The sequence below is a fragment of the Variovorax sp. OK212 genome (assembly GCF_900112425.1).
In the GTDB taxonomy this organism is placed as follows: Bacteria; Pseudomonadota; Gammaproteobacteria; order Burkholderiales; family Burkholderiaceae_C; genus Variovorax.
Map to the genome: position 1 here is coordinate 58,110 of NZ_FOLP01000007.1, position 21,193 is coordinate 79,302.

Annotated in this window: 16 protein-coding genes and 2 pseudogenes; 12 read left to right on the top strand and 6 right to left on the bottom strand. The window is 68.2% G+C overall.

Features of this window, described 5'->3' with window-relative positions; all coding sequences use genetic code 11:
• Nucleotides 1-355 precede the first annotated feature (355 nt).
• Nucleotides 356-1,282, bottom strand: a complete 927-nt coding sequence (locus BM004_RS21170) for a LysR family transcriptional regulator (protein WP_093132071.1) — start codon at nt 1,280-1,282, stop codon at nt 356-358.
• A gap of 121 nt (nt 1,283-1,403) precedes the next feature.
• On the opposite strand from BM004_RS21170, the gene BM004_RS21175 reads away from it, so the two are divergent.
• The 5 genes from BM004_RS21175 to BM004_RS21195 all read left to right on the top strand — a co-directional run bounded on the left by BM004_RS21175 (nt 1,404) and on the right by BM004_RS21195 (nt 6,526).
• The gene (locus tag BM004_RS21175) at nt 1,404-2,384 is read left to right on the top strand and encodes a tripartite tricarboxylate transporter substrate binding protein (RefSeq protein WP_093216448.1); all 981 of its coding nucleotides are present in this window, start codon (nt 1,404-1,406) and stop codon (nt 2,382-2,384) included.
• Between the two features lie 12 nt (nt 2,385-2,396).
• A complete protein-coding gene (locus tag BM004_RS21180; protein WP_093216450.1) occupies nt 2,397-3,320 on the top strand; it encodes an HTD2 family dehydratase in 924 nt (307 codons plus the stop codon).
• Between the two features lie 17 nt (nt 3,321-3,337).
• A complete protein-coding gene (locus BM004_RS21185) occupies nt 3,338-4,519 on the top strand; it encodes a CaiB/BaiF CoA transferase family protein (protein WP_093216453.1) in 1,182 nt (393 codons plus the stop codon).
• Nucleotides 4,516-5,430, top strand: a complete 915-nt coding sequence (locus BM004_RS21190; protein WP_093216455.1) for an HpcH/HpaI aldolase/citrate lyase family protein — start codon at nt 4,516-4,518, stop codon at nt 5,428-5,430. Before BM004_RS21185 ends, BM004_RS21190 begins: the two co-directional genes overlap by 4 nt.
• A gap of 64 nt (nt 5,431-5,494) precedes the next feature.
• A complete protein-coding gene (locus BM004_RS21195; protein ID WP_093216830.1) occupies nt 5,495-6,526 on the top strand; it encodes a tripartite tricarboxylate transporter substrate-binding protein in 1,032 nt (343 codons plus the stop codon).
• Between the two features lie 136 nt (nt 6,527-6,662).
• Here the strand turns inward: BM004_RS21195 and BM004_RS21200 are convergent, their stop codons facing one another.
• The gene (locus BM004_RS21200; protein WP_177206556.1) at nt 6,663-7,334 is read right to left on the bottom strand and encodes a Crp/Fnr family transcriptional regulator; all 672 of its coding nucleotides are present in this window, start codon (nt 7,332-7,334) and stop codon (nt 6,663-6,665) included.
• 469 nt (nt 7,335-7,803) lie between these two features.
• On the opposite strand from BM004_RS21200, the pseudogene BM004_RS42490 reads away from it, so the two are divergent.
• Nucleotides 7,804-9,768, top strand: a pseudogene (locus tag BM004_RS42490) (ESPR-type extended signal peptide-containing protein); the annotation flags it as partial.
• A 1,556-nt stretch (nt 9,769-11,324) separates the two neighbouring features.
• Here the strand turns inward: BM004_RS42490 and BM004_RS42495 are convergent.
• On the bottom strand, nt 11,325-11,453 hold the full coding sequence (locus tag BM004_RS42495; RefSeq protein ID WP_371270257.1) for a hypothetical protein: 129 nt from the start codon (nt 11,451-11,453) through the stop codon (nt 11,325-11,327).
• 7 nt (nt 11,454-11,460) lie between these two features.
• Here BM004_RS42495 and BM004_RS42500 point away from each other — a divergent pair.
• From BM004_RS42500 to BM004_RS21210, 3 genes and pseudogenes are all read left to right on the top strand, one after another.
• A pseudogene (locus BM004_RS42500) lies at nt 11,461-11,655 on the top strand (adhesin); the annotation flags it as partial.
• A 1,797-nt stretch (nt 11,656-13,452) separates the two neighbouring features.
• Nucleotides 13,453-14,784: a YadA family autotransporter adhesin gene (locus BM004_RS42505; protein ID WP_371270251.1), complete on the top strand. Its 1,332-nt coding sequence runs from the start codon at nt 13,453-13,455 to the stop codon at nt 14,782-14,784.
• 17 nt (nt 14,785-14,801) lie between these two features.
• Entirely contained in the window at nt 14,802-15,287 is a 486-nt protein-coding gene (locus tag BM004_RS21210) for an outer membrane protein assembly factor BamE (protein WP_177206557.1), read from the top strand.
• Nucleotides 15,288-15,369: 82 nt separating this feature from the next.
• Here the strand turns inward: BM004_RS21210 and BM004_RS21215 are convergent, their stop codons facing one another.
• Complete coding sequence (locus BM004_RS21215) at nt 15,370-15,897, bottom strand: CinA family protein (protein ID WP_093216463.1); 528 nt, start codon at nt 15,895-15,897, stop codon at nt 15,370-15,372.
• Nucleotides 15,894-16,544 (bottom strand): DJ-1/PfpI family protein, encoded by a 651-nt coding sequence (locus tag BM004_RS21220; RefSeq protein WP_093132088.1) that lies wholly within the window; start codon nt 16,542-16,544, stop codon nt 15,894-15,896. The genes BM004_RS21215 and BM004_RS21220 overlap by 4 nt, the downstream gene beginning before the upstream one ends.
• Before the next feature lie 271 nt (nt 16,545-16,815).
• Between BM004_RS21220 and phbB the strand changes: the two genes are divergently transcribed.
• The 3 genes from phbB (at nt 16,816) to ybaL (ending at nt 20,759) form a co-directional block, all read left to right on the top strand.
• On the top strand, nt 16,816-17,553 hold the full coding sequence (gene phbB / locus BM004_RS21225) for an acetoacetyl-CoA reductase (RefSeq protein ID WP_093132090.1): 738 nt from the start codon (nt 16,816-16,818) through the stop codon (nt 17,551-17,553).
• A 124-nt stretch (nt 17,554-17,677) separates the two neighbouring features.
• Complete coding sequence (locus BM004_RS21230) at nt 17,678-19,021, top strand: dicarboxylate/amino acid:cation symporter (RefSeq protein ID WP_093216466.1); 1,344 nt, start codon at nt 17,678-17,680, stop codon at nt 19,019-19,021.
• A 37-nt stretch (nt 19,022-19,058) separates the two neighbouring features.
• Complete coding sequence (gene ybaL / locus BM004_RS21235; protein WP_093216468.1) at nt 19,059-20,759, top strand: cation:proton antiporter domain-containing protein; 1,701 nt, start codon at nt 19,059-19,061, stop codon at nt 20,757-20,759.
• A 20-nt stretch (nt 20,760-20,779) separates the two neighbouring features.
• Here ybaL and BM004_RS21240 read toward each other — a convergent pair whose 3' ends face one another.
• Nucleotides 20,780-21,184, bottom strand: a complete 405-nt coding sequence (locus BM004_RS21240; RefSeq protein WP_093216471.1) for a hypothetical protein — start codon at nt 21,182-21,184, stop codon at nt 20,780-20,782.
• Nucleotides 21,185-21,193: the final 9 nt, after the last annotated feature.

A 21,193-nucleotide genomic window follows, 5' to 3' on the forward strand; every position in this document is an offset into this window, starting at 1 on the left:
TTTTACAAGGCTCCTCATGAGTTATCCCCAAAGTTGTGCACTGAAAATGGGGACGACATGGGGTTTTCCACGATTCAGGTCCAAGTGGCTGAGCCGACCGCGCTTTTTGGCGGCCGTATATCGTGAAAAAGTACTCCTCGTACGCGCTTTCGGGCTTGACGGCACCGTTTAGGCTGCCAAGGTTGTTCACCGCTCAAAAATTGAGCAAACTAAGGAATACCCTTATGGAACAACAACTTATATGTGTTTTACAAGGCTCCTCATGAGTTACCCCCAAAGTTGTCCACGGAAAATGGGGATGGACAGGGAGTTGTTCACCAAACGGCCGCAGGTGCCTGTTTTCGGGTGATGCCGCCTACTTGGGCTGTTCGGCCTGCTCTTGGGCCTGCTGCCCGGCGTAGTGCCGGCACAAGGTGTCGACCAGCGCCTGCGCATAGACCGGCAGCGCCGCCCGGTTGCGCACCAGCAGGTAGCGCTCGCGCACGCACCACGCGTCGCCGAGCTCGATCAGCGCGAGCTGCATGCTCTCCTGGTTGCGCCGCGCCGCCGACTCCGGCACCACCCCGATGCCCACGCCGCTGCCGATCATCCGGCACATGGCGTCGAAGCTGCCGAGCTGGATGCGCAGCTTCTGCCGCTTGCCCAGGTTGTCGGTGATCTGCGCCAGGAAGGCCTGCAGCGTGCTGCCTTGCTGCATGCCGATGGCGTCTTCGTCGAGCGTCTCGGCGAACGAGATCTTGCGGCGCTTCGCGAAGCGATGCCCGCGCGCCGTGACCAGCACCAGCCGGTCGGTGCTGAAGTGGATCGACTCCAGCCCCAGCGTGTCGACCCGGCCCGCGACGATGCCGATGTCGGCGCGCCCGTCGAGCACGCCGCGCGGGATCTGAGCATTCGGTTTTTCCTGAAGGTCGACGTTGATGCGCGGGTTGTGCGCCAGGAAGCCCGGCAGGATCTCGGGCAGGAAGTCGGTCACGGCCGTGGTGTTGGCGAACACGCGCAAGTGCCCGCGCAGGCCGCCGCCGTACTCGAGCAGGTCGGCGCGCAGCTGCTCGGTCTGGTGCAGCACCAGCCGCGCATGGTGCAGGAAGGCTTCGCCCGGCGGCAACAGCCGCACGCCGCGCGCTTCGCGCTGCAGCAGCTGCAGTCCGGCCTGCGTTTCCAGCGCCTTGATGCGCGCGCTGGCCGCCGCCAGCGACAGGTGCTGGCGCTCGGCGGCGCGCGTGAGGTTGCCGAGTTCGGCCGCGGCCACGAACAGGCGCAGGTCGGTCAGGTCGAAAAGCATCGCGTGATGGTAGGGGTCGGGCGGGCCCGAGCCTTCGGAATTGCAGAAGGCTGGGTTTTGAAATCGCAGATTGCGCGCGGGGGGAGGGCGCCCGACCATGCGGGCCATGGAGACAACACACATGAGATTGCGCGCATTCGCGCTGCTGGCCTTCGCCGCCGCAGCCACCCTGGCCGCACCCGCCGCGGCCAACGCCGACACCTACCCCTCGCGCCCCGTCACGCTCGTGGTGCCGCAGGCCGCCGGCGGCACCAACGACATCGTCGGGCGCCTCGTGGGCCAGAAGCTCGGCGAGGTGATGAACAACGCCAGCGTGGTGGTCGACAACCGCCCCGGCGCGGGCGGCAACATCGGCACGCAGCTGGTGGCCAAGGGCCCGAAGGACGGCTACACGCTGCTCATGACCATCAGCAGCAGCCAGGCCATCAACCCCGCGCTGTACAAGAACCCGGGCTTCGACCCGGTGAAGGACTTCAGGCCCGTCGGCCTCGTCGGCGCGGTGCCCAACGTGCTGCTGGTGAACCCGTCGTTCCCCGCGAAGAACCTGGCCGAGTTCCTGAAGCTCGCGCGGCAGAAGGGCGCCAACTACCAGTACGCCTCGGCCGGCAACGGCACGCTGAACCACCTGCTCGGCGAAATGCTCAACAGCATGGCCGGCATCTCGCTGCAGCACGTGCCCTACAAGGGCGTGGCACCCGCGCTCAACGACGTGCTGGGCGGGCAGCTGCCGATCGTCTTCGCGAGCCTGCCGTCGGCGCTCGCGCACATCAAGGCCGGCAAGCTGCGCGCGCTGGCCGTGAGCGGCGACAAGCGCTCCCCGGTGCTGCCCGACGTGCCCGCCATCGCCGAGGCCGTGCCGGGCTACAACGGCACGCTGTGGATCGGCCTGTTCGCCCCCGCGGGCGTGCCCGCCGACGTGCTCGCCACCCTGCAGGACGCCACGCGCAAGGCGCTGGCCTCGAAGGACCTGCGCGACAAGCTCGACCAGCAGGGCGTGGAAATCGCCGCGCCCACGTCGCCCGAACAGTTCACCGCGCTGCTGCAGGGCGACCTCGCCAAGTGGGCGCGGATCGTCAAGGCCTCGGGCGCCGCGGTCGACTGAATCACACCTCCCATGAACGACAACACATCCGCTCCCCTCATCGACAACGACGCGCTGGCCGCGCTGCAGGCCTGGCAGGGCCGCAGCGAAACGCTGGCCGACGACATCACCGCCGCGCCCGTGCGCGCGCTGTCCGCCACGCTCGACCGCGACGATCCGCTGCCGCAGGCCGGCACGCCGCTGCCCGCGCTGTGGCACTGGCTGTACTTTCTGCCGCACCACCGCCAGTCGGAAATCGGCGAGGACGGCCATGCGAAGCGCGGCGGCTTCCTGCCGCCCGTGCCGCTGCCGCGCCGCATGTGGGCCGGCGGGCGGCTCGCGTGGGAGCCGGGCAATCCGCTGCGGGTGGGCGACAAGGTGGAGCGCACCTCGACCATCGCGTCGGTGACACACAAGGCCGGGCGCACCGGCGAGCTGGTGTTCGTGCTGGTGCGCCATGAGGTGCGCAACGAACGCGGCCTCGCATTGACCGAAGAGCACGACATCGTCTACCGCGCCGCCGCCGCTCCCGGCGAGAAGGCGCCGCCGCCCACGCCCGCGCCGAAGGACGCAAGTTTCAGCCGCGACATCGCGCCCGACGACGTGCTGCTGTTCCGCTACTCGGCGCTCACCTTCAACGGCCACCGCATCCACTACGACCGCCGCTACGTGACGCAGGTCGAGGGCTACCCGGGCCTGATCGTGCACGGCCCGCTCATCGCGACGCTGCTGGTCGACCTGTTGCGCCGGCAGGTGCCGGGCGCGCAGCTCGCGCGCTTCGAGTTCCGCGCCGTGCGCCCGACCTTCGACACCGCGGTGTTCCGCGTGCACGGCAAGCCCGCTGAGAGCAGCAGCGAGGGCAACACAGACGGCAACACGGACGGCAAGACCTTCACGCTCTGGGGCGAAGACGCCGACGGCTGGCTCACGATGCAGGCCACGGCCGTGCTCGCCTGATTCCGGAGAACACGCACATGACAAGACCCCTGGACGGCATCACCGTCATCTCGCTCGAACACGCCATCGCCGCGCCGTTCTGCACCCGCCAACTGGCCGACCTGGGCGCGCGCGTCGTCAAGGTGGAGCGCCCCGAGGTGGGCGACTTCGCACGCGCCTACGACGCCCGCGTGGGCGGCGAGGCCTCGCACTTCGTGTGGGTCAACCGCTCCAAGGAAAGCCTCACGCTCGACCTGAAGCAGCCCGCCGCGCTGGCCGTGCTGCAGGAGCTGCTGGCCGATGCCGACGTGCTGGTGCAGAACCTCGCGCCCGGCGCCGCCGCGCGCATGGGCCTGGGCGCCGAGGCGCTGCAGGCGAAGCACCCGCGCCTCATCGTCTGCGACATCTCGGGCTATGGCGACGACGGCCCGTACCGCGACAAGAAGGCCTACGACCTGCTGATCCAGAGCGAGGCGGGTTTCCTGTCGGTCACGGGCACGCCGGACGATCCGTGCAAGTCGGGCAACTCCATCGCCGACATCGCGGCGGGCATGTACGCGTACACCGGCATCCTTGCCGCGCTGCTCCAGCGCGGCAAGACCGGCAAGGGCTCGCACATCGACGTGTCCATGCTCGAGTCGCTCGCCGAGTGGATGGGCTACCCCATGTACTACGCCTACGACGGCGCGCCGCCGCCGCCGCGCAGCGCGGCCTCGCACGCCACCATCTACCCCTACGGCCCGTTCCCCGCGGGCGACGGCGGCACCGTGATGCTGGGCCTGCAGAACGAGCGCGAGTGGCGCGCGTTCTGCGAGAAGGTGCTGCTGCAGGCGGGGCTCGCGAGCGACGCGCGCTTCGACAGCAACGCGCGGCGCAACGAGCACCGCGAGGCGCTGCGCGCGATCATCGTGCAGACCTTCGGCGCGCTGAGCACGGCGCAGGTGCTGGAGCGGCTCGACACGGCGCAGATCGCCAACGCGCGCATGAACGACATGGCCGGCCTGTGGGCGCATCCGCAGTTGCAGGCGCGCGAACGCTGGCGGCAGGTCGGCTCGCCGGCGGGGAACATTCCGGCCCTGCTGCCGGCCGGGCGGCAAAGCGCCTTCGACTACCGCATGGACCCGATTCCGGCGGTGGGCGAGCACACCGACGCCATCCTGCGCGCGCTGGGGCGCAGCGCCGCGCAGATCGAGGCGCTGCGCGAGGCGAAGGCGGTATGAGCGACGAGCCAGTGGCACGTCTTGCACCTGCTGCACCTCCCGCACCTCCCGCACCTCCCGCACCCCTCGCATCGCTGGCCCTCGCACGCGCCTTCCTGTTCGTGCCGGCCGACCGGCCCGAGCGCCACGCCCGCGCGCTGGCCACTGGCGCGGGCGGCGTGATCGTCGACCTCGAAGACGCCGTCGCGCCCGACCGGAAGCAGGCTGCGCGCGAGCAGCTGGCGGCCTCGTTCGCCACGCTGGCGCCGCCGCAGCGTGCGCGCCTGCTGGTGCGCGTGAATGCGGCCGGCACGCCGTGGCACGACGGCGACTGCGCGCAGGCCGCCGCGCTCGTGGCGCAGGGGCTGATCGCCGGCGTCGTGCTGCCCAAGGCCGAGCGCGCGGCCGACCTGGCGCGCCTCGCGCGGGCGATCGGCCCGCAGGGCGTGCTCGTGCCGCTGATCGAGTCGGCCGCCGGCCTCGCGGCCGCCGATGAACTCGCCACCGCCGCGCAGGTGCTGCGGCTGGCCTTCGGCAACCTCGACTTCCAGGCCGACCTGGGCCTGGCCTGCGGGCCCGACGAGGCCGAGCTCATGCCCGTGCGCCTCGCGCTCCTGCTGGCCTCGCGCCGGGCGGAACTGCCCGCGCCCATCGACGGCGTCACAGCCGACTGGCGCGACGCCGCGCGGCTCGCGGCCGACACGGCGCGCGCGCGGCGCGGCGGCTTCGGCGCCAAGCTGTGCATCCACCCCGACCAGGTCGCGCCGGTGCAGGCCGCGCTCGGCCCGACCGCCGAAGAGCTGGCCTGGGCCCGCCGCGTGGTCGAGGCCATCCGCGCGTCGGGCGGCGGCGTCGCGAGCCTCGACGGCCGCATGGTCGACGCGCCCGTGGTGCGGCTGGCCGAACGGCTGCTCGCGCTCGAACACCCCTAGCCCGCAGACATCCATCAACCCCGAAGAAGGAGACAAAGAAGTGAACAAAGAAGTGAACAACGAAATGAACAAAGCAGCGAACAAGGAAGTGCAGACGGCGGCAACCCGGCGTTTCAAGACCGCCTTGCTCGCGGCCTCGGCGAGCGCCTGCCTGCTGGGCTTTCAAACGCCCGCGGCCGCGCAGGCCGCATGGCCCGACAAGCCCATCGTCATGGTCGTGCCGTACTCGGCCGGCGGCCCCACCGACGTGGTGGCGCGCATGCTCGCGATTCCCATGGGCAAGTCGCTGGGCCAGACGGTGATCGTCGAGAACACGGTGGGCGCGGGCGGCACCATCGCGCCCACGCGCGTGGCCAAGGCGGCGCCCAACGGCTACACCATCCTGATCCACCACATGGGCATGGCCACCGCGCCCGCGCTCTACAAGAAGCTCAACTACGACCCGCTCAAAGACTTCGAGTACGTCGGCCAGGTGCTGGACGTGCCGATGACGCTGCTCTCGCGCAAGGACTTTCCGGCCAGCAACTACCAGGAGCTGCTGGCCTACGTGAAGGCCAACAAGGACAAGGTGACGCTGGCCAACGCGGGCGTGGGCGCGGTGTCGCAGCTGTGCGGCCTGCTGTTCATGAACCAGATCGGCGTGCAGCTCACGACCGTGCCCTACAAGGGCGCGGGCCCGGCGCTCAACGACCTCATGGGCGGGCAGGTCGACCTGCTGTGCGACCAGACCACGCAGACCGCGCCGGTCATCAAGGACGGCAACCGCGTGAAGGTGTTCGGCGTGACCACGCCCAGGCGGCTGTCGAGCATGCCGAACATTCCCACGCTCGACGAGCAGGGCCTGAAGGGCTTCGACGTGAAGGTGTGGCACGGCATCTACGCGCCCAAGGGCACGCCGCCGGCGGTCATCGAGAAGCTCAACGTGGCCCTGCGCGCCGGCCTGCAGGACGAGATGGTCAAGCACCGCCTGGCCGAACTCAGCTCCGAGATCGTGCCGCTCGACAAGCAGACGCCTGAGAGCCTGCGCACGCACCTCGCGGCGGAGGTCGACAAGTGGGGCAAGGTGATTCGCGCGGCGGGCGTGCAGGCCGACTGACGGCCCGAGCCGGCCCCGAGCCGGCCCCGAACCGGCGCTGAACCGGCCCCGAGCCGGCCCCGAACCGGCCCCGAACCGGCGCCGAACCCCGCTCATCGCATGGCCCCGATGCAGGGGCGGGCGTCGTTCGATCGGCTCAGCGGGAGCGCGTGATCTTTCGCAGTGCCTCGATGTCCAGCACCGTGACCGCGTTGTAGTCCAGCGCGATGGCGCCGGTTTCGGCCAGCGACTTGAGTTCCTTGTTCACCGTTTGCCGCGTGACCTGCAGCACCCCCGCGAGGTCTGCCTGCGTCACCTTGAGCCGCTGCCTGGCGTGCCCTGCGGCAGTGCTGCCGTACAGCCGCGACAGCCGCTCGATGGTGGCTGCAAGGCGCTGCGGGAACGGTCCGATCACCTGGCCGAGCAGCGTGTCGAGCATGTCCCGGTGTTGCCGCAGCAGCATGAGCGCCATGTCTTTCCACAGCGCCGGTTCGCGCGCGAGAACCTCGAGCAGCCGCCGCGTGGGCATGTGAATGGCCACCACCGATTTGCTGTGCGCGCTGAAGTCGTGCACCGACTGGTCCTTGCCGTCGAGCGATCGGGCGAGGCCGACCACCGAGCCCGGCCCGATGAAGGCGAACACCGCGCGAGTGCCACCCGGCGGCGTGCGGCCCATCACCATGCGGCCGGAAACGATGGCCAGGGTTTCAGGCTCGTCGGTTTCGGTGGAGAAGGGCGAACCGCGTTCGTGGTGCCCCAGGCGTGAATGGGCCAGCAACTGGCCCATGGGCGCGGCGGGCCACGTCGCGAAACCTTGCGTGATGCGCAAGGCGCGCTCCATCAATGCCTTGTCTTCGATGGAATTTGCAGGGGCGATGACGGTCCTCGTTGTGTTCGTTCGCAATGCGGCAAGCGGCGACCGAGATCGACCGAAGCGCGTGCACTGGTGCGTGCGTGCGTGTCGTTGTATCGCGAATCAGTCTATGGGTGCGGCGTCGAAATCAATGTGACGGGCAGTGGGCATACATCACGCTTCAAAAAGCCGCCGGGCTCGAAAAGTCACCTTTAAGACATTCGACGAAATATTGACCGGCCGCTGTCAAAAGCACGGCGATACATTCCGCTCGCTTCATCACTGAATGCCGTTGCCGCTCGATGCATCGAGGCCGGGTTTCACCCCGGTCGATGCGCCTTTCTCTCGAGAAAGACCGGGCATTTTTTCCACGAAATCAAGCACACGCCGCAAGGCGCGCGTGAGCCTGCGCGCCTGTCGTCACCGCCTTTCATTACCGAATGCCATGAACAAGTCCTATTGCTCGATCTGGAACGAATCTCTCGGGGCGTGGGTTGCCACGTCCGAACGCACATCCGCGCGCGGCAAGCGCAGCAGGTCAGGGCAGGGAATGGCGAAGCTGGAAGCGGCTGCAGCGGCCATCGGCATGACGGTGGGCGTCGTGGCGGCGCTGGCGATGTCGGAGCCGGTGCGGGCACAGACGCAGGGCGCCGTCATCGGAACGAAGGACGGTGCGATAGGCGCCGGCTCCGTCGGGATCGGTTCGAGAGACGGGCAGTACGCGCTCCCGAGCATGAGCGGTGCGGACCACTCGGTCGCGATCGGCAACGGCACGGTGGTCGGGGGCCTCAGTGACACTGCGGTGGGTACCTTGGCCAAGGCGACTGGAGAAGCTGCAACCGCGCTCGGGGTCGGCGCCCAAGCGAACGGCCAAGGCGCTTTCGCCGGAGGAAACCTGGCCTTGGCCAGCAACGCCAATGCAACGGCGATCGGCAGCACCAGCAATGCGGCTGGCGCGGACTCCGCAGCCCTGGGTTCTGGCGCGATTGCCGCTTCCAGCGGTTCGGTTGCGATCGGCCAAGGCTCCAACGCCACCGGTACAGGTTCGATTGCAATGGGTGTTGGAGCCCGAACGACGGCCAGTGGCGGCACCGTGCCGGGGACGTCGAATATCAACAACGGGGTTGCGATTGGTTCGAACACCAACGCGTCTGGCACCAGTGCGGTGGCCATTGGCGACGGTGCCCGCACGTCGGACAGTTTCAGCATTGCCATCGGCCACAAGTCGGTGGCGCTTGGTGACGATCTGCCATCGGGCGCAGCACCTTCGTTTGCTTTCGGCAATGAGGCAGAGGCCCATCTTGGGGGGATGGCATTAGGGAATGGCTCCGTAGGCAGGGGAATGGGGGCCGCCGCAATCGGCGCCAACGCTGAGGCCACGGGAGGCACCGCGTTGGCCATCGGCGCGAGGGCCAACGCCGCATCCTCAGCGGACATCGCCATCGGCTCATTTGCCATGACCGCCCCGTCGGATGTCACAGACAGGGTCGCGAACCTTGCTATCGGGCAGGGAGCGATCGCTGGCTTCGCGGCATCGCCCACGGGGGGCAACGTTGCCATCGGGAGCCGAGCCAACGCCGAGGGTGGCGGCGCCCTGGCTATCGGCTTGAATACGCTTGCGTCGGGCGTGGGTTCGATGGCGCTTGGCGCCAATGGCAAGGGCGGGACGAAGGCTCTTGGCGCCGATGCGATCGCCATCGGTGGGCAGTCCGGCGTCGTCGCGGCTGCGGCGTCCGGCATTGCCATCGGCCGCGGCGCGCAGGTCAGCGGTGCCTTCGGCATCGCCCAGGGGGATGGCGCGGCGGCCGTATCGAATGCCGTTGGCTTGGGCGCGAACGCCAACGCCGCGGGGGGCGCGGCAATCGCCGTCGGGCAGGGCGCCGTGTCCGCGGGCCAAGCCAACATTGCCATCGGCCAGAAATCGAATGCGGCCAAGGACCGCTCGATTGCCGTCGGTCTGAACGCCAACGCGCTGGGGTTCGATGCCGTGGCCATCGGCTACGGCGCGCAGGTGCTGGATGCCGAGAACGGCGGCCTGGCCGTCGGGCGGGAGGCGACGTCGAAAGGCAACGACGCCATGGCGATCGGCTATGCCAGCCGCGCGACCGGCAAGTACGGCATGGCCGTCGGCATAGGCGCCAACGCCGATGGCGAGCGTGCCATCGCGCTGGGCGCGAATGCGAGCGCCGCCTATGGCGGCAGCGTCGCGCTCGGTTCGTCGAGCAACACCTCGGATTCGCTGGAGGCCTTGAAGGCGACCGGTGCCTACAAGCCGTCGACGAGCGCCAGCATCGCCGGTGAAACGCCGGCCGGCGAAGTGTCGGTGGGGGCGGCCGGGAGCGAACGCAGGATCACCAACGTGGCTGCAGGCGGCGCAGCGACGGATGCAGTCAATGTCAGCCAGCTTTCGACCACCGCCGCTTCGCTGTCGACGGGCTTGAGCACGGCGGACAGCAGCCTGGGCAGCTTGTCGACTTCGACGTCGTCGGGGCTGAGCGCCGCGACGAGTGGCATCGGCAGCCTGTCGACCGGCCTGAGCACGATCGACAGCGCAGTGGCCAGCTTGTCGACCTCGACGTCCACCGGCGTCGCCAGTCTCTCGACGGGCCTGGGCACGGCCGTCAGCGGGATCGACAGTTTGTCGACGGGCCTGAGCACCGTGACCAGCGGTGCCGGCAGTCTGTCCACCGGCTTGAGCACGGCCAACAGTGCGGTGGCCAGCCTGTCGTCCTCGACGTCCGCTGGGATCACGAGCCTCTCGACGGGTCTGAACACAGCCACCGGCGGCATCAGCAGTCTGTCTACCGGCTTGAGCACCGCGACCAGCGGCGTCACCAGTCTCTCAACGGGCTTGAGCACAAGCAACAGCGCGGTTGCAAGCCTTTCGTCGTCGACTTCCACGGGCATTACCGGCCTGTCGACAGGTCTGAGCACAGCCAGCAGTGGCATCAGCAGCTTGTCTACCGGCTTGAGCACGGCGACCAGCGGCGTCACCAGTCTCTCGACGGGCTTGAGCACGACCAACAGCGCGGTTGCCAGCCTGTCGACTTCGACGTCCACCGGCATCACGAGCCTCTCGACAGGTCTGGGCACAGCCACCAGCGGCATCAGCAGTCTGTCTACCGGATTGAGCACCGCGACCAACGGCGTCACCAGTCTCTCAACGGGCTTGAGCACAAGCAACAGCGCGGTTGCAAGCCTTTCGTCGTCGACTTCCACCGGCATCACCAGCCTGTCGACCGGCCTCAGCACCGCTGCCAGCGGCATCGGAAGCCTGTCCACGGGTCTGAGCACAACCAACAACGCGGTCTCGAGCCTCTCGTCTTCAACGTCCACCGGCATCACCAGCCTGTCGACGGGCCTGAGCAGCGCCGCCAGCGGCATCGGCAGCCTGTCCACCGGGCTGAGCACTGCGACCAGCGGCGTGAGTAGTCTTTCGACGGGCTTGAGCACAACCAACAGCGCGGTCGCCAGCCTGTCGTCTTCAACGTCCACGGGCATCACGAGCCTCTCGACGGGCTTGAGCACAACCAACAGCGCGGTTGCCAGCCTTTCGTCGTCGACTTCCACCGGCATCACCAGCCTGTCGACCGGCCTCAGCACCGCTGCCAGCGGCATCGGAAGCCTGTCCACCGGCCTGAGCACTGCGACCAGCGGCGTCAACAGTCTCTCCTCCGGACTGAGCACGACCAACAGTGCCGTCGCCAGCCTGTCGACTTCGACGTCCACTGGCATCACCAGCCTCTCGACCGGCCTGAGCACCGCGACCAGCGGCGTGAGCAGTGTCTCTACGGGCTTGAGCACCACCAACAGCGCAGTGGCCGGCCTGTCGACTTCGACCTCCTCCGGCATCACGAGCCTCTCGACAGGCCTCAGCACCGCCACGAGCAGCGTGGGCAGCCTGTCGACCGGCCTCAGTACCGCCAGCAGCAATCTCGGCAAGCTGAGTTCCTCGGTCAGCTCGATCTACAACACCGGCACCAAGTACTTGCACGCCAACAGCACCGGCGCGGACAGCCAGGCGGCGGGCGCGAACAGCGTGGCCATCGGGCAGAACGCGATCTCCAACGGCGACAACAGCGTGGCGATCGGCAAGGACGCGCAGACCACCAAGCCCGACAGCGTGGCGCTGGGCGCGGGCTCCGTCGCCAGCGTGGGCGCGCAGGCCAGCTACGACGCCTTTGCGCTGACCGGCAAGCGGGCCTCGTCGGGCGAAGTGAATGTGGGCAACCGCCAGGTCACGGGCGTGGCGGCGGGCAGCGCGGACCAGGACGCGGTCAACGTGCTGCAGGTCAAGACTGTCGCCGCATCGCTGTCGAGCAGCATCGGCACGGTGAGCAGCGACATTTCGAGCTTGTCGACGGGTTTGAGCACCACCTCGAGTGGCATCTCGACTCTTTCAACGGGCCTCAGTTCAACCAACAGCAACGTCAGCAGCCTGTCGACGTCCATCTCGTCCGGCTTGAGCACGGCGACCAGTGGCATCGCGAGCCTCTCGACTGGCCTCAGCACGACGAACGGCAGCGTCAGCAGCCTGTCGACTTCTACGTCGTCCGGCCTGAGCACGGCGACCAGCGGTATATCGAGTCTTTCGACCGGGCTGAGTTCGACGAACAGTACCGTGAGCAGCCTGTCGACTGCTACGTCGTCCGGCTTGAGCACCGCGACCAGCGGCATCGCGAGCCTCTCGACGGGCTTGAGTTCGACCAACAGCAGCGTCGGCAGTCTGTCGACGTCCACCTCGTCCGGCTTGAGCACGGCGACCAGCGGAATTGCGAGCCTCTCGACCGGACTGAGTTCGACCAACGGCAACGTGAGCAGCCTGTCGACGTCCACCTCGTCGGGTTTGAGCACGGCGAACAGCGGCATCTCCAGTCTCTCGAGCGGCCTCAGCTCGACGAACAGCAGCGTGGGCAGCTTGTCGACATCGACCTCGTCTGGCTTGAGCACCGCAACCAGCGGCATCGCGAGCCTCTCGACCGGCCTCAGCTCGACGAACAGCAGCGTGGGCAGCCTGTCGACTTCGACCTCCTCGGGCTTGAGCACGGCGACCAGTGGCATCTCGAGTCTCTCGACCGGCCTCAGCTCGACGAACAGCAGCGTGGGCAGCCTGTCGACTTCGACCTCCTCGGGCTTGAGCACGGCGACCAGTGGCATCTCGAGTCTCTCGACCGGCCTCAGCTCGACGAACAGCAGCGTGGGCAGCCTGTCGACTTCGACCTCCTCGGGCTTGAGCACGGCGACCAGTGGCATATCGAGTCTCTCGACCGGCCTCAGCTCGACGAACAGCAGCGTGGGCAGCCTGTCGACATCGACCTCCTCGGGTTTGAGCACGGCGACGAGTGGCATCTCGAGTCTCTCGACTGGCCTCAGCTCGACGAACAGCAGCGTGGGCAGCTTGTCGACATCGACCTCCTCGGGCTTGAGCACGGCGACCAGTGGCATCTCGAGTCTCTCGACCGGCCTCAGCTCGACGAACAGCAGCGTGGGCAGCTTGTCGACATCGACCTCCTCGGGCTTGAGCACGGCGACCAGTGGCATCTCGAGTCTCTCGACTGGCCTCAGCTCGACGAACAGCAGCGTGGGCAGCCTGTCGACTTCGACCTCCTCGGGCTTGAGCACGGCGACCAGTGGCATCTCGAGCCTCTCGACTGGCCTCAGCTCGACGAACAGCAGCGTGGGCAGCTTGTCGACATCGACCTCCTCGGGTTTGAGCACGGCGAACAGCGGCATCTCGAGCCTCTCGACCGGGCTGAGTTCGACGAACAGCAACGTCAGCAGCCTGTCGACGTCCACCTCGTCGGGTTTGAGCACCGCGATCAGTGGTATCTCCAGCCTCTCGACTGGCCTCAGCTCGACGAACAGCAGCGTGAGCAGCCTGTCGACATCGACCTCGTCTGGCCTGAGTACCGCGACCAGTGGCATCTCGAGCCTCTCGACCGGCTTGAGTTCGACCAACAGCAACGTCGGCAGCCTGTCGACTTCTACGTCGTCGGGGCTGAGCACTGTCACGAGCAGCATCGACAGCCTGTCGACTTCGACGTCAAGCGGTCTCAGCACAGCCACCAGCGGCATCTCGCTCCTTTCGACCGGCTTGAGCACCACGGACAGGAGCGTCAGGAGCCTGTCGACCTCGACATCGTCGGGACTGAGCACGGCCGCCAGCAGCATCGGCATCCTTTCGACCTCGACCTCGAGCGGCCTCAGCACCGCAAGCAGCGGAATTTCCAGCCTGTCCACCGGCCTGGTCGGTGCGATCGGCAGCATCGGCAGCCTCTCGACGGGCCTGAGCACCACCGGCAGCAATGTCGGCAGCCTGAGCACGGCGGTCAACACCATCTACAACACCGGCACCAAGTACTTCCAGGCCAACGCGACGGCACCGAGTGCGGTGGTCAGCGGCCAGGAAGCCGTTGCGATGGGCCCGCAGTCGATCGCCAGCGGCGACCACGCCTTGGCCGCCGGCAGCGGCGCGAACGCGGCCGCCAACGGCGCAGTGGCAGTGGGCTTCGGTGCGCAGGCCACGGGGGCGAACGCCATCGCCGTCGGCACGGGTTCGTTGGCCGCAGCGGGCTCGCAAGCCATCGGCGCCAACGCCCGTGCGGGCGGCGGCGGCGCCGCGCTGGGTGACGGCGCCGACGCGGGCGGCACGCCGCTGAGCCAGGCCCCGAACGTCTCCAGAGGCACGGCCATCGGGTTCAACGCCGTGGTGCAACACACCGGCGGCGTGGCGTTGGGCTCGGGCTCGGTGGCGTCCACGGCCGCTGGCGTGGCGGGCTACGTGCCGCCAGGCGCCAGCGCCGGGCAGGTGGCGGCGGTCAAGGCCACCACGAGCACCCTGGCCGCGGTGTCGGTGGGCGATGCGGCCAAGGGCCAGTACCGCCAGATCACCGGCGTGGCGGCGGGGACGGCGGACAGCGACGCGACCAACGTGGCGCAACTCAGGGCGTCGGCGAGCGCGGTCAAGGCCGGCAGCGTGCAGTACGCGCAGCACCCCGACGGCAGCCCCGACTACAGCCAGGTCACGCTGGGCAACGCCCAGGCGCCGGACGGCACGCGCATCGGCAACGTGGCGCCCGGCGTGCAGGGCACCGACGCTGTGAACATGAACCAGCTGGCGGGCGCGGCGATGGCCGGCGCGGCCTACACCGACGCGCGCGTCAACCGGGTCGGGCAGGCGGTGCAGAACGTGGCCAAGCGCTCCTACGCCGGCGTTGCCTCGGCGATGGCAATGGAAAGCGCGCCCTACATCGCGGGCAAGTTCACCTACTCGGCCGCCATGGGCACCTACAGCGGCCAGTCGGCCATTGGCGTGTCGGTGCGCAAGACGGCGGAGAACGGTCGCTGGAGCGTCACCGGCGGTGTTTCCGCGGCAACGGCCGGAACGATCGGCTTTCGCGTCGGCATCACCGGCGTGTGGGAATGAACGGCGATCGAACCCTCATGGCCATCTACACACCACATCACCCGAACCCGAACCCGAATATGACGAAAACAACGACTCCGGGCCGCCTCGCGGCACTGGCGGCGAGCGCGGTGGCGTTCATGGCCCTGCAGGGCTGCATGTCGAACCCGAGCAGGGACATCGGCGACGAGGGCCAGGTGCGGCAGGCTGTCTTCCCGGACCCGGCCAGGGACGCCTGGATGAAGGAGGGGGCGTTCGTGAACATGGACGACCTGCGAGCCATCGGACCCGGCCTGACAAAGGAACAGCTTCGGGGCCTCGCAGGCGCGCCGCATTTCGGCGAAGGCCTGGGCGGTGTGCGCGAATGGGACTACCTCTTCGAGCTTCGCACGCGCGACGGCGCTGCCGCGAAGTGCCAGTACAAGGTTGTCTTCGATCGGGCGTATCTGGCGCGGAGCTTCCACTGGAAGCCCGCGGCATGCGCCGACCTGCTGGCCAGGGAGCGGGCCGGTCCGCCCAGGTGAGCGTCTGTGCCGCGCGGACCGTGCCGGCCCCGGTGGCGGCGCCCGCCCGCAAGTTCGTGCCCGGCGCCACCGGCGCGGCGGCTCAGGCGGAGGTCTCTTGCGCCCGCAGCGTTTCGTCGAACAACGCAAGCAGCTGCCGCGCGAACACCTCCATGTTCTTCGGCCGGTCGGTGCCGCCGTTCTCGATGGTGCGGCTCACCGTGACCGCGCCGACGATGGCCAGGCACACGTGCCCCGGCGCGTCGCCGTACGGGCTGCCCGCCGGGCCGGCCGCGCCGCTTTCGCTGATGCCCCAGGTCGTGTGGTGGGTGTCGCGCACCCGGCCCGCGACCAGGCGCGCATAGGGTTCGGTTTCTCCGCGCAGGCCGGTCATGTCCTCGGCGGTCAGGCCGAGCAGCGCGCGGCCGGCGCGCCGCGAATAGACGACCGCGCCGCCGCGGAAGTAGGCCGACGCGCCCGGCACGGCGAGCAGGGCGGCCGACACCAGCCCGCCGGCCGAGGACTCGACCACCGACACGGTCTGCCCGCGTGCGCGCAGCGTCTCGCCCACGCGCGCGGCGAGAACGGCCAGGGGTTCGAGCAGGGGAAGGGGCAACGGGGTGGTGTTCATGCGGTCTTGCCGAAGGGTTTGCCGGGGCGCTTCACGTAGGCCGGCGCGCGCTCGTGGCTCGCGGTACTGCCGTATACCGTGTCGGCCGGGTAGTACTCGGCCTGCAGCTGCACCTTGGCGGCGGCTTCCTCGCCCGCGGTGTGCGCGATGAAGGCCAGCATCAGGTCGGTACCGGCCGATACCCCCGCCGAGGTCCAGACGTTGCCGTCCTGCACGAAGCGCTGCTCGACCACCTTCACGTCGCCCAGCGCGCGCAGCCGGTCGAGCGACCCCCAGTGGGTGGTCGCGGTGCGGCCCGAGAGCAGGCCGGCCGCGTGCAGCACGAAGGCGCCGGTGCATACCGACAGCAGCGCCTTGCAGCCCGGCGCCTGGTCGGCCAGGAAGCGTGTCATGGCCGGGTTGTCGACCTCGCGGCGCGTGCCCATGCCGCCGGGCACGAGCAGGTAGTCCAGCGGCGGGCATTCGCCGAACGACACGTGCGGGTTGACCGACAGGCCCTTGGCGCAGACCACCGGCTCGCGCTTCTCGGCCACGATGAGGCAGTGCGCCGGGCCGCCGGCCAGCTTGCTCCACATGGTCAGCATTTCCCAGGGGCCGACGAAGTCGAGTTCCTCGACGTCGGGGAAGACGATGATTCCGAAACTCATACTTTCGAACTCCTTGGTAAAGACCGGTGCGTGGCCGATGCATGGCCGTGCGAGCAGCCGTTTCGGCGACGCCCGCGCAAGAGCGTACACGCGAGGTGGAACCAACGCGGCAGTGCGAGTACAAACGGGTGGACAGAGGCCGGACACGGGGCCGCTTCGTGACAGCTGGTTGCAAGCTTGGCTCAGTGTTTTCCTCAGAGGGCCATGGCCTGAAACTCGCTAGAGTGAAGGCGGCCGTTCAGGCTTTTGCTACGTACATAAAGGAAATCTCATGAGCAAGAAAGTTGCATATGTCACCGGGGGCATGGGTGGCATCGGAACAGCCATCTGCCAACGCCTGCACAGGGACGGGTTCACCGTGATCGCCGGTTGCGGCCCTACGCGCGACTACGCCAAGTGGCTCGCCGAACAGAAAGCCGAAGGCTTCGATTTCCACGCGTCGGTCGGCAATGTCGGCGACTGGCAATCCACCGTCGAAGCGTTCTCCGCCGCCAAGGCCGCGCACGGCGCCATCGACGTGCTGGTGAACAACGCCGGCATCACGCGGGACCGCATGTTCCTCAAGATGACGCCCGAGGACTGGAGCGCGGTGATCGAGACCAACCTGAACAGCATGTTCAACGTCACCAAGCAGGTGGTGGGCGACATGGTCGAAAAGGGCTGGGGCCGCATCATCAACATCAGCTCGGTGAACGGCGCCAAGGGCCAGGCCGGCCAGACCAACTACTCCGCGGCCAAGGCCGGCATGCACGGCTTCACCATGGCGCTGGCGCAGGAGCTCGCGAACAAGGGCGTGACGGTGAACACCGTGAGCCCGGGCTACATCGGCACCGACATGGTCAAGGCCATCCGCCAGGAAGTGCTCGACAAGATCGTGGCCACGATCCCGGTCAAGCGCCTGGGCGAGCCGAGCGAAATCGCTTCCATCATCTCCTGGCTCGCCACCGACGAAGGCGGCTACAGCACGGGGGCCGACTTCTCGGTCAACGGCGGCTTGCACATGCACTGAGGATGCTGACCCGCACCTGAACAAGAAACCCGCCCTGGCGGGTTTTTTTGCGCCCGAAACGCAGCCGGTACGAATGGAGAGAAGGCGATGCCGGCTTGAATTTTTCAATCCTTCCGGAGGCACCATGGAACACACAACAAACACACCTGCCAAGAAGCTCCCGATCTACCGCTCCCTCTACGTGCAGGTGATCACCGCGGTGATCATCGGCGTGCTGCTCGGCCATTTCTATCCCGCGGCCGGCGAGGCCATGAAGCCGCTGGGCGACGGCTTCATCAAGCTGATCAAGATGATCATCGCGCCGATCATCTTCTGCACGGTGGTGGTGGGCATCGCCGGCATGGAAGACATGAAGAAGGTCGGCAAGACCGGCGGGCTGGCGCTGCTGTACTTCGAGATCGTGAGCAGCATCGCGCTGCTGGTCGGCCTGGTGCTGGTCAACGTGCTGCAGCCCGGCGCCGGCATGAACGTCGACCCGGCCACGCTCGACACCAAGGCCATCGCCTCGTACACCGGCCCGGGCAAGATGACCGGCACGGTCGACTTCATCCTGAACATCATTCCCAACACGCTGGTCGACGCCTTCGCCAAGGGCGAGATCCTGCAGGTGCTGCTGATCGCGGTGCTGTTCGGCTTTGCGCTGCACCGTTTCGGCGGACGCGGCACGCTGGTGTTCGACGTGATCGAGAAGGGCTCGCACGTGCTCTTCGGCATCGTCAACTACATCATGAAGCTGGCGCCCATCGGTGCCTTCGGCGCCATGGCCTTCACCATCGGCAAGTACGGCCTGGGCAGCCTGTTCTCGCTGGGCAAGCTGATGGGCACGTTCTACCTGACCTGCCTGCTGTTCATCTTCGTGGTGCTGGGGCTCATCGCGCGCTTCCACGGCTTCAGCATCTGGAAGTTCATCAAGTACATCAAGGAAGAGTTGCTGATCGTGCTGGGCACCTCGTCCAGCGAATCGGTGCTGCCGCGCATGATGGAGAAGATGGAGAACCTGGGCGCCAACAAGACCTGCGTGGGCCTGGTGATTCCCACGGGCTACTCGTTCAACCTCGACGGAACCTCGATCTACCTGACGATGGCGGCGGTGTTCATCGCGCAGGCCACCAACACGCCGATGACGCTGGTGCAGGAGATCACGCTGCTGGCCGTGCTGCTGCTCACCTCGAAGGGCGCCGCGGGCGTCACGGGCAGCGGCTTCATCGTGCTGGCGGCCACGCTGTCGGCGGTGGGCCACGTGCCGGTGGCGGGGCTGGCGCTGATCCTGGGCATCGACCGCTTCATGTCGGAGGCGCGCGCGCTGACCAACCTGATCGGCAACGGCGTGGCCACGATCGTGGTGGCCAAGTGGACCAACGAGCTCGACGAGAACCGGCTGCAGGCCGCGCTGAACAACGAGACCTGGGTCGAGGCGCAGGAGCCCGAGGCGCTGGACGCGGCGCGCAGCAGCAAGATGGCCGGCTGACATGAAGGGGTAGGCATCGTTCCTGCAAAATGCGGCGATGCCCCACAGCGTTTCCCTCATCAACACGATCGCCGCCGGCCTGGGGCTGGCGCTGGTGTTCGGATTCCTGGCGGCCAAGTTGCGGTTGCCGGCGCTGGTCGGCTACCTGCTGGCCGGCGTGATCATCGGCCCGTTCACCCCGGGCTTCGTGGCCGACGCGGGCATTGCCGCCCAGCTCGCCGAAATCGGCGTGATGCTGCTGATGTTCGGCGTCGGCCTTCATTTCTCGCTCGACGACCTGCTGGCCGTGCGCAAGATCGCGCTGCCCGGCGCGCTGGCGCAGATCGGCGTGGCCACGCTGCTCGGCGGCGGCCTGGCCATGTGGTGGGGCTGGAGCCCCGGCGCGGCGCTGGTGTTCGGGCTGGCGCTCTCGGTGGCCAGCACGGTCGTGCTGCTGCGCGCGCTCGAGAGCCTGGGCATCCTCGATTCGTTCACCGGCCGCATCGCCATCGGCTGGCTGGTGGTCGAGGACCTGGCCATGGTGCTGGTGCTCGTGCTGATGCCGCCGCTGGCGGGCACGCTGGGCGGCGCGCAGTCCGGCCCGGCCGATCCGCTGTGGCAGACGCTGGGCCTCACGCTGCTGCAGGTCGGCGGCTTCGTGGCGCTCATGCTGGTGGTGGGGCGCCGCGTGTTCCCCTGGATCCTCTGGCAGGTCACGCGCACCGGTTCGCGCGAGCTGTTCACGCTGTGCGTGGTGGCCGCGGCGGTGAGCATCGCCTTCGCCTCGGCGGCGCTGTTCGGCGTGTCGTTCGCGCTGGGCGCGTTCTTCGCCGGCATGGTCATGCGCGAGTCGCAGTTCAGCCACCGCGCCGCGCAGGAGTCGCTGCCGTTGCGCGACGCTTTCGCGGTGCTGTTCTTCGTGTCGGTCGGCATGCTGTTCGATCCGTCGGTGCTCATCGAGCGGCCGCTGCAGGTGCTGGCGGTGGTGCTGGTGATCGTGCTGGGCAAGTCGCTCGCGGCCTGCGCGCTGGTGCTGGTGTTCCGCTACCCGCTGGGCACGGCGCTCACGGTGAGCGCCAGCCTGGCGCAGATCGGCGAGTTCTCGTTCATCCTGGCCGGCCTGGGCGTGTCGCTCGGGCTGCTGCCGGTGGAAGGGCAGAGCCTGGTGCTGGCCGGCGCGCTCATTTCGATCGCCACCAACCCGCTGTGGTTCAGCCTGATCGGGCCGATGCAGAAATGGCTGCACGCGCATTCGTCGTTCGCGCGGGGGCTGGAGTCGCGCGACGATCCGCTGGCCGAGCTGCCCACGACCACCGAGGCCAGGTACCTGTCGCGCCAGGTGGTGCTGGTGGGCTACGGCCGGGTCGGCCGGCGCATTGCGGCCGAACTCGACGCGCACGACATTCCCTACGTGGTGGCCGAGCAGAACCGCGAGCTGGTCGAGAAGCTGCGCGAGGCGGGCACGCCGGCCGTGTGGGGCGACGCGGCCGACCCGGCCGTGCTGATCCAGGCACACGTTGCGCGCGCCCGCGTGCTGGTGGTGGCCACGCCCGACGCCATGAACGTGCGCCAGATGATGGAAACCGCGCGCACGCTCAACCCCACCATCCAGACGGTGATTCGCAGCCACAACGAACACGAGGCGAAGCTGCTCACGCAGGAGACTTCGGCCACCGTGTTCCTGGGCGAGCATGAATTGGCGCAAGCCATGGCGCGCGACGTGGTGCAGCGCGCCGTTTCCATGGCCGTGCCGGCTTGAAGACGCCGGCCTCTTCGCTTTCAGAGGTCTTCGATCACCAGGGTGCGGTAGCGCTGCGCAATGGAATAGGGCACGGTGCGAACCAGCTCCATCAGCCGTTCGGCCGCCGCGCCGTCCCTGGTCTTCACCAGCAGGCCGGCATGGCCTTCGCGGGCCAGCTTGGTATAGGCGCGTACCGTGGCCGCGTCGGTGCCGGCGGAAGGCAGCGGGTCGTCGGAGGTCTTCACCGTCGGCGAGATCTCGGCCAGCACCGTCTGCGGGGGCAGCAGGTAGACCTCGTCGCCGCTCATGCCTTTCTCGATCAACCGGTGGCCGATGCGGTCGGCATCGCCCGGGTCCGGAAACATGACGATCGAGTAGCCGGTGGGATAAAAGGCTCCACCGATGGTCGCCCGCATGCGGGGTTCCAGAGTGAATTGCTTCATATGGCCTCC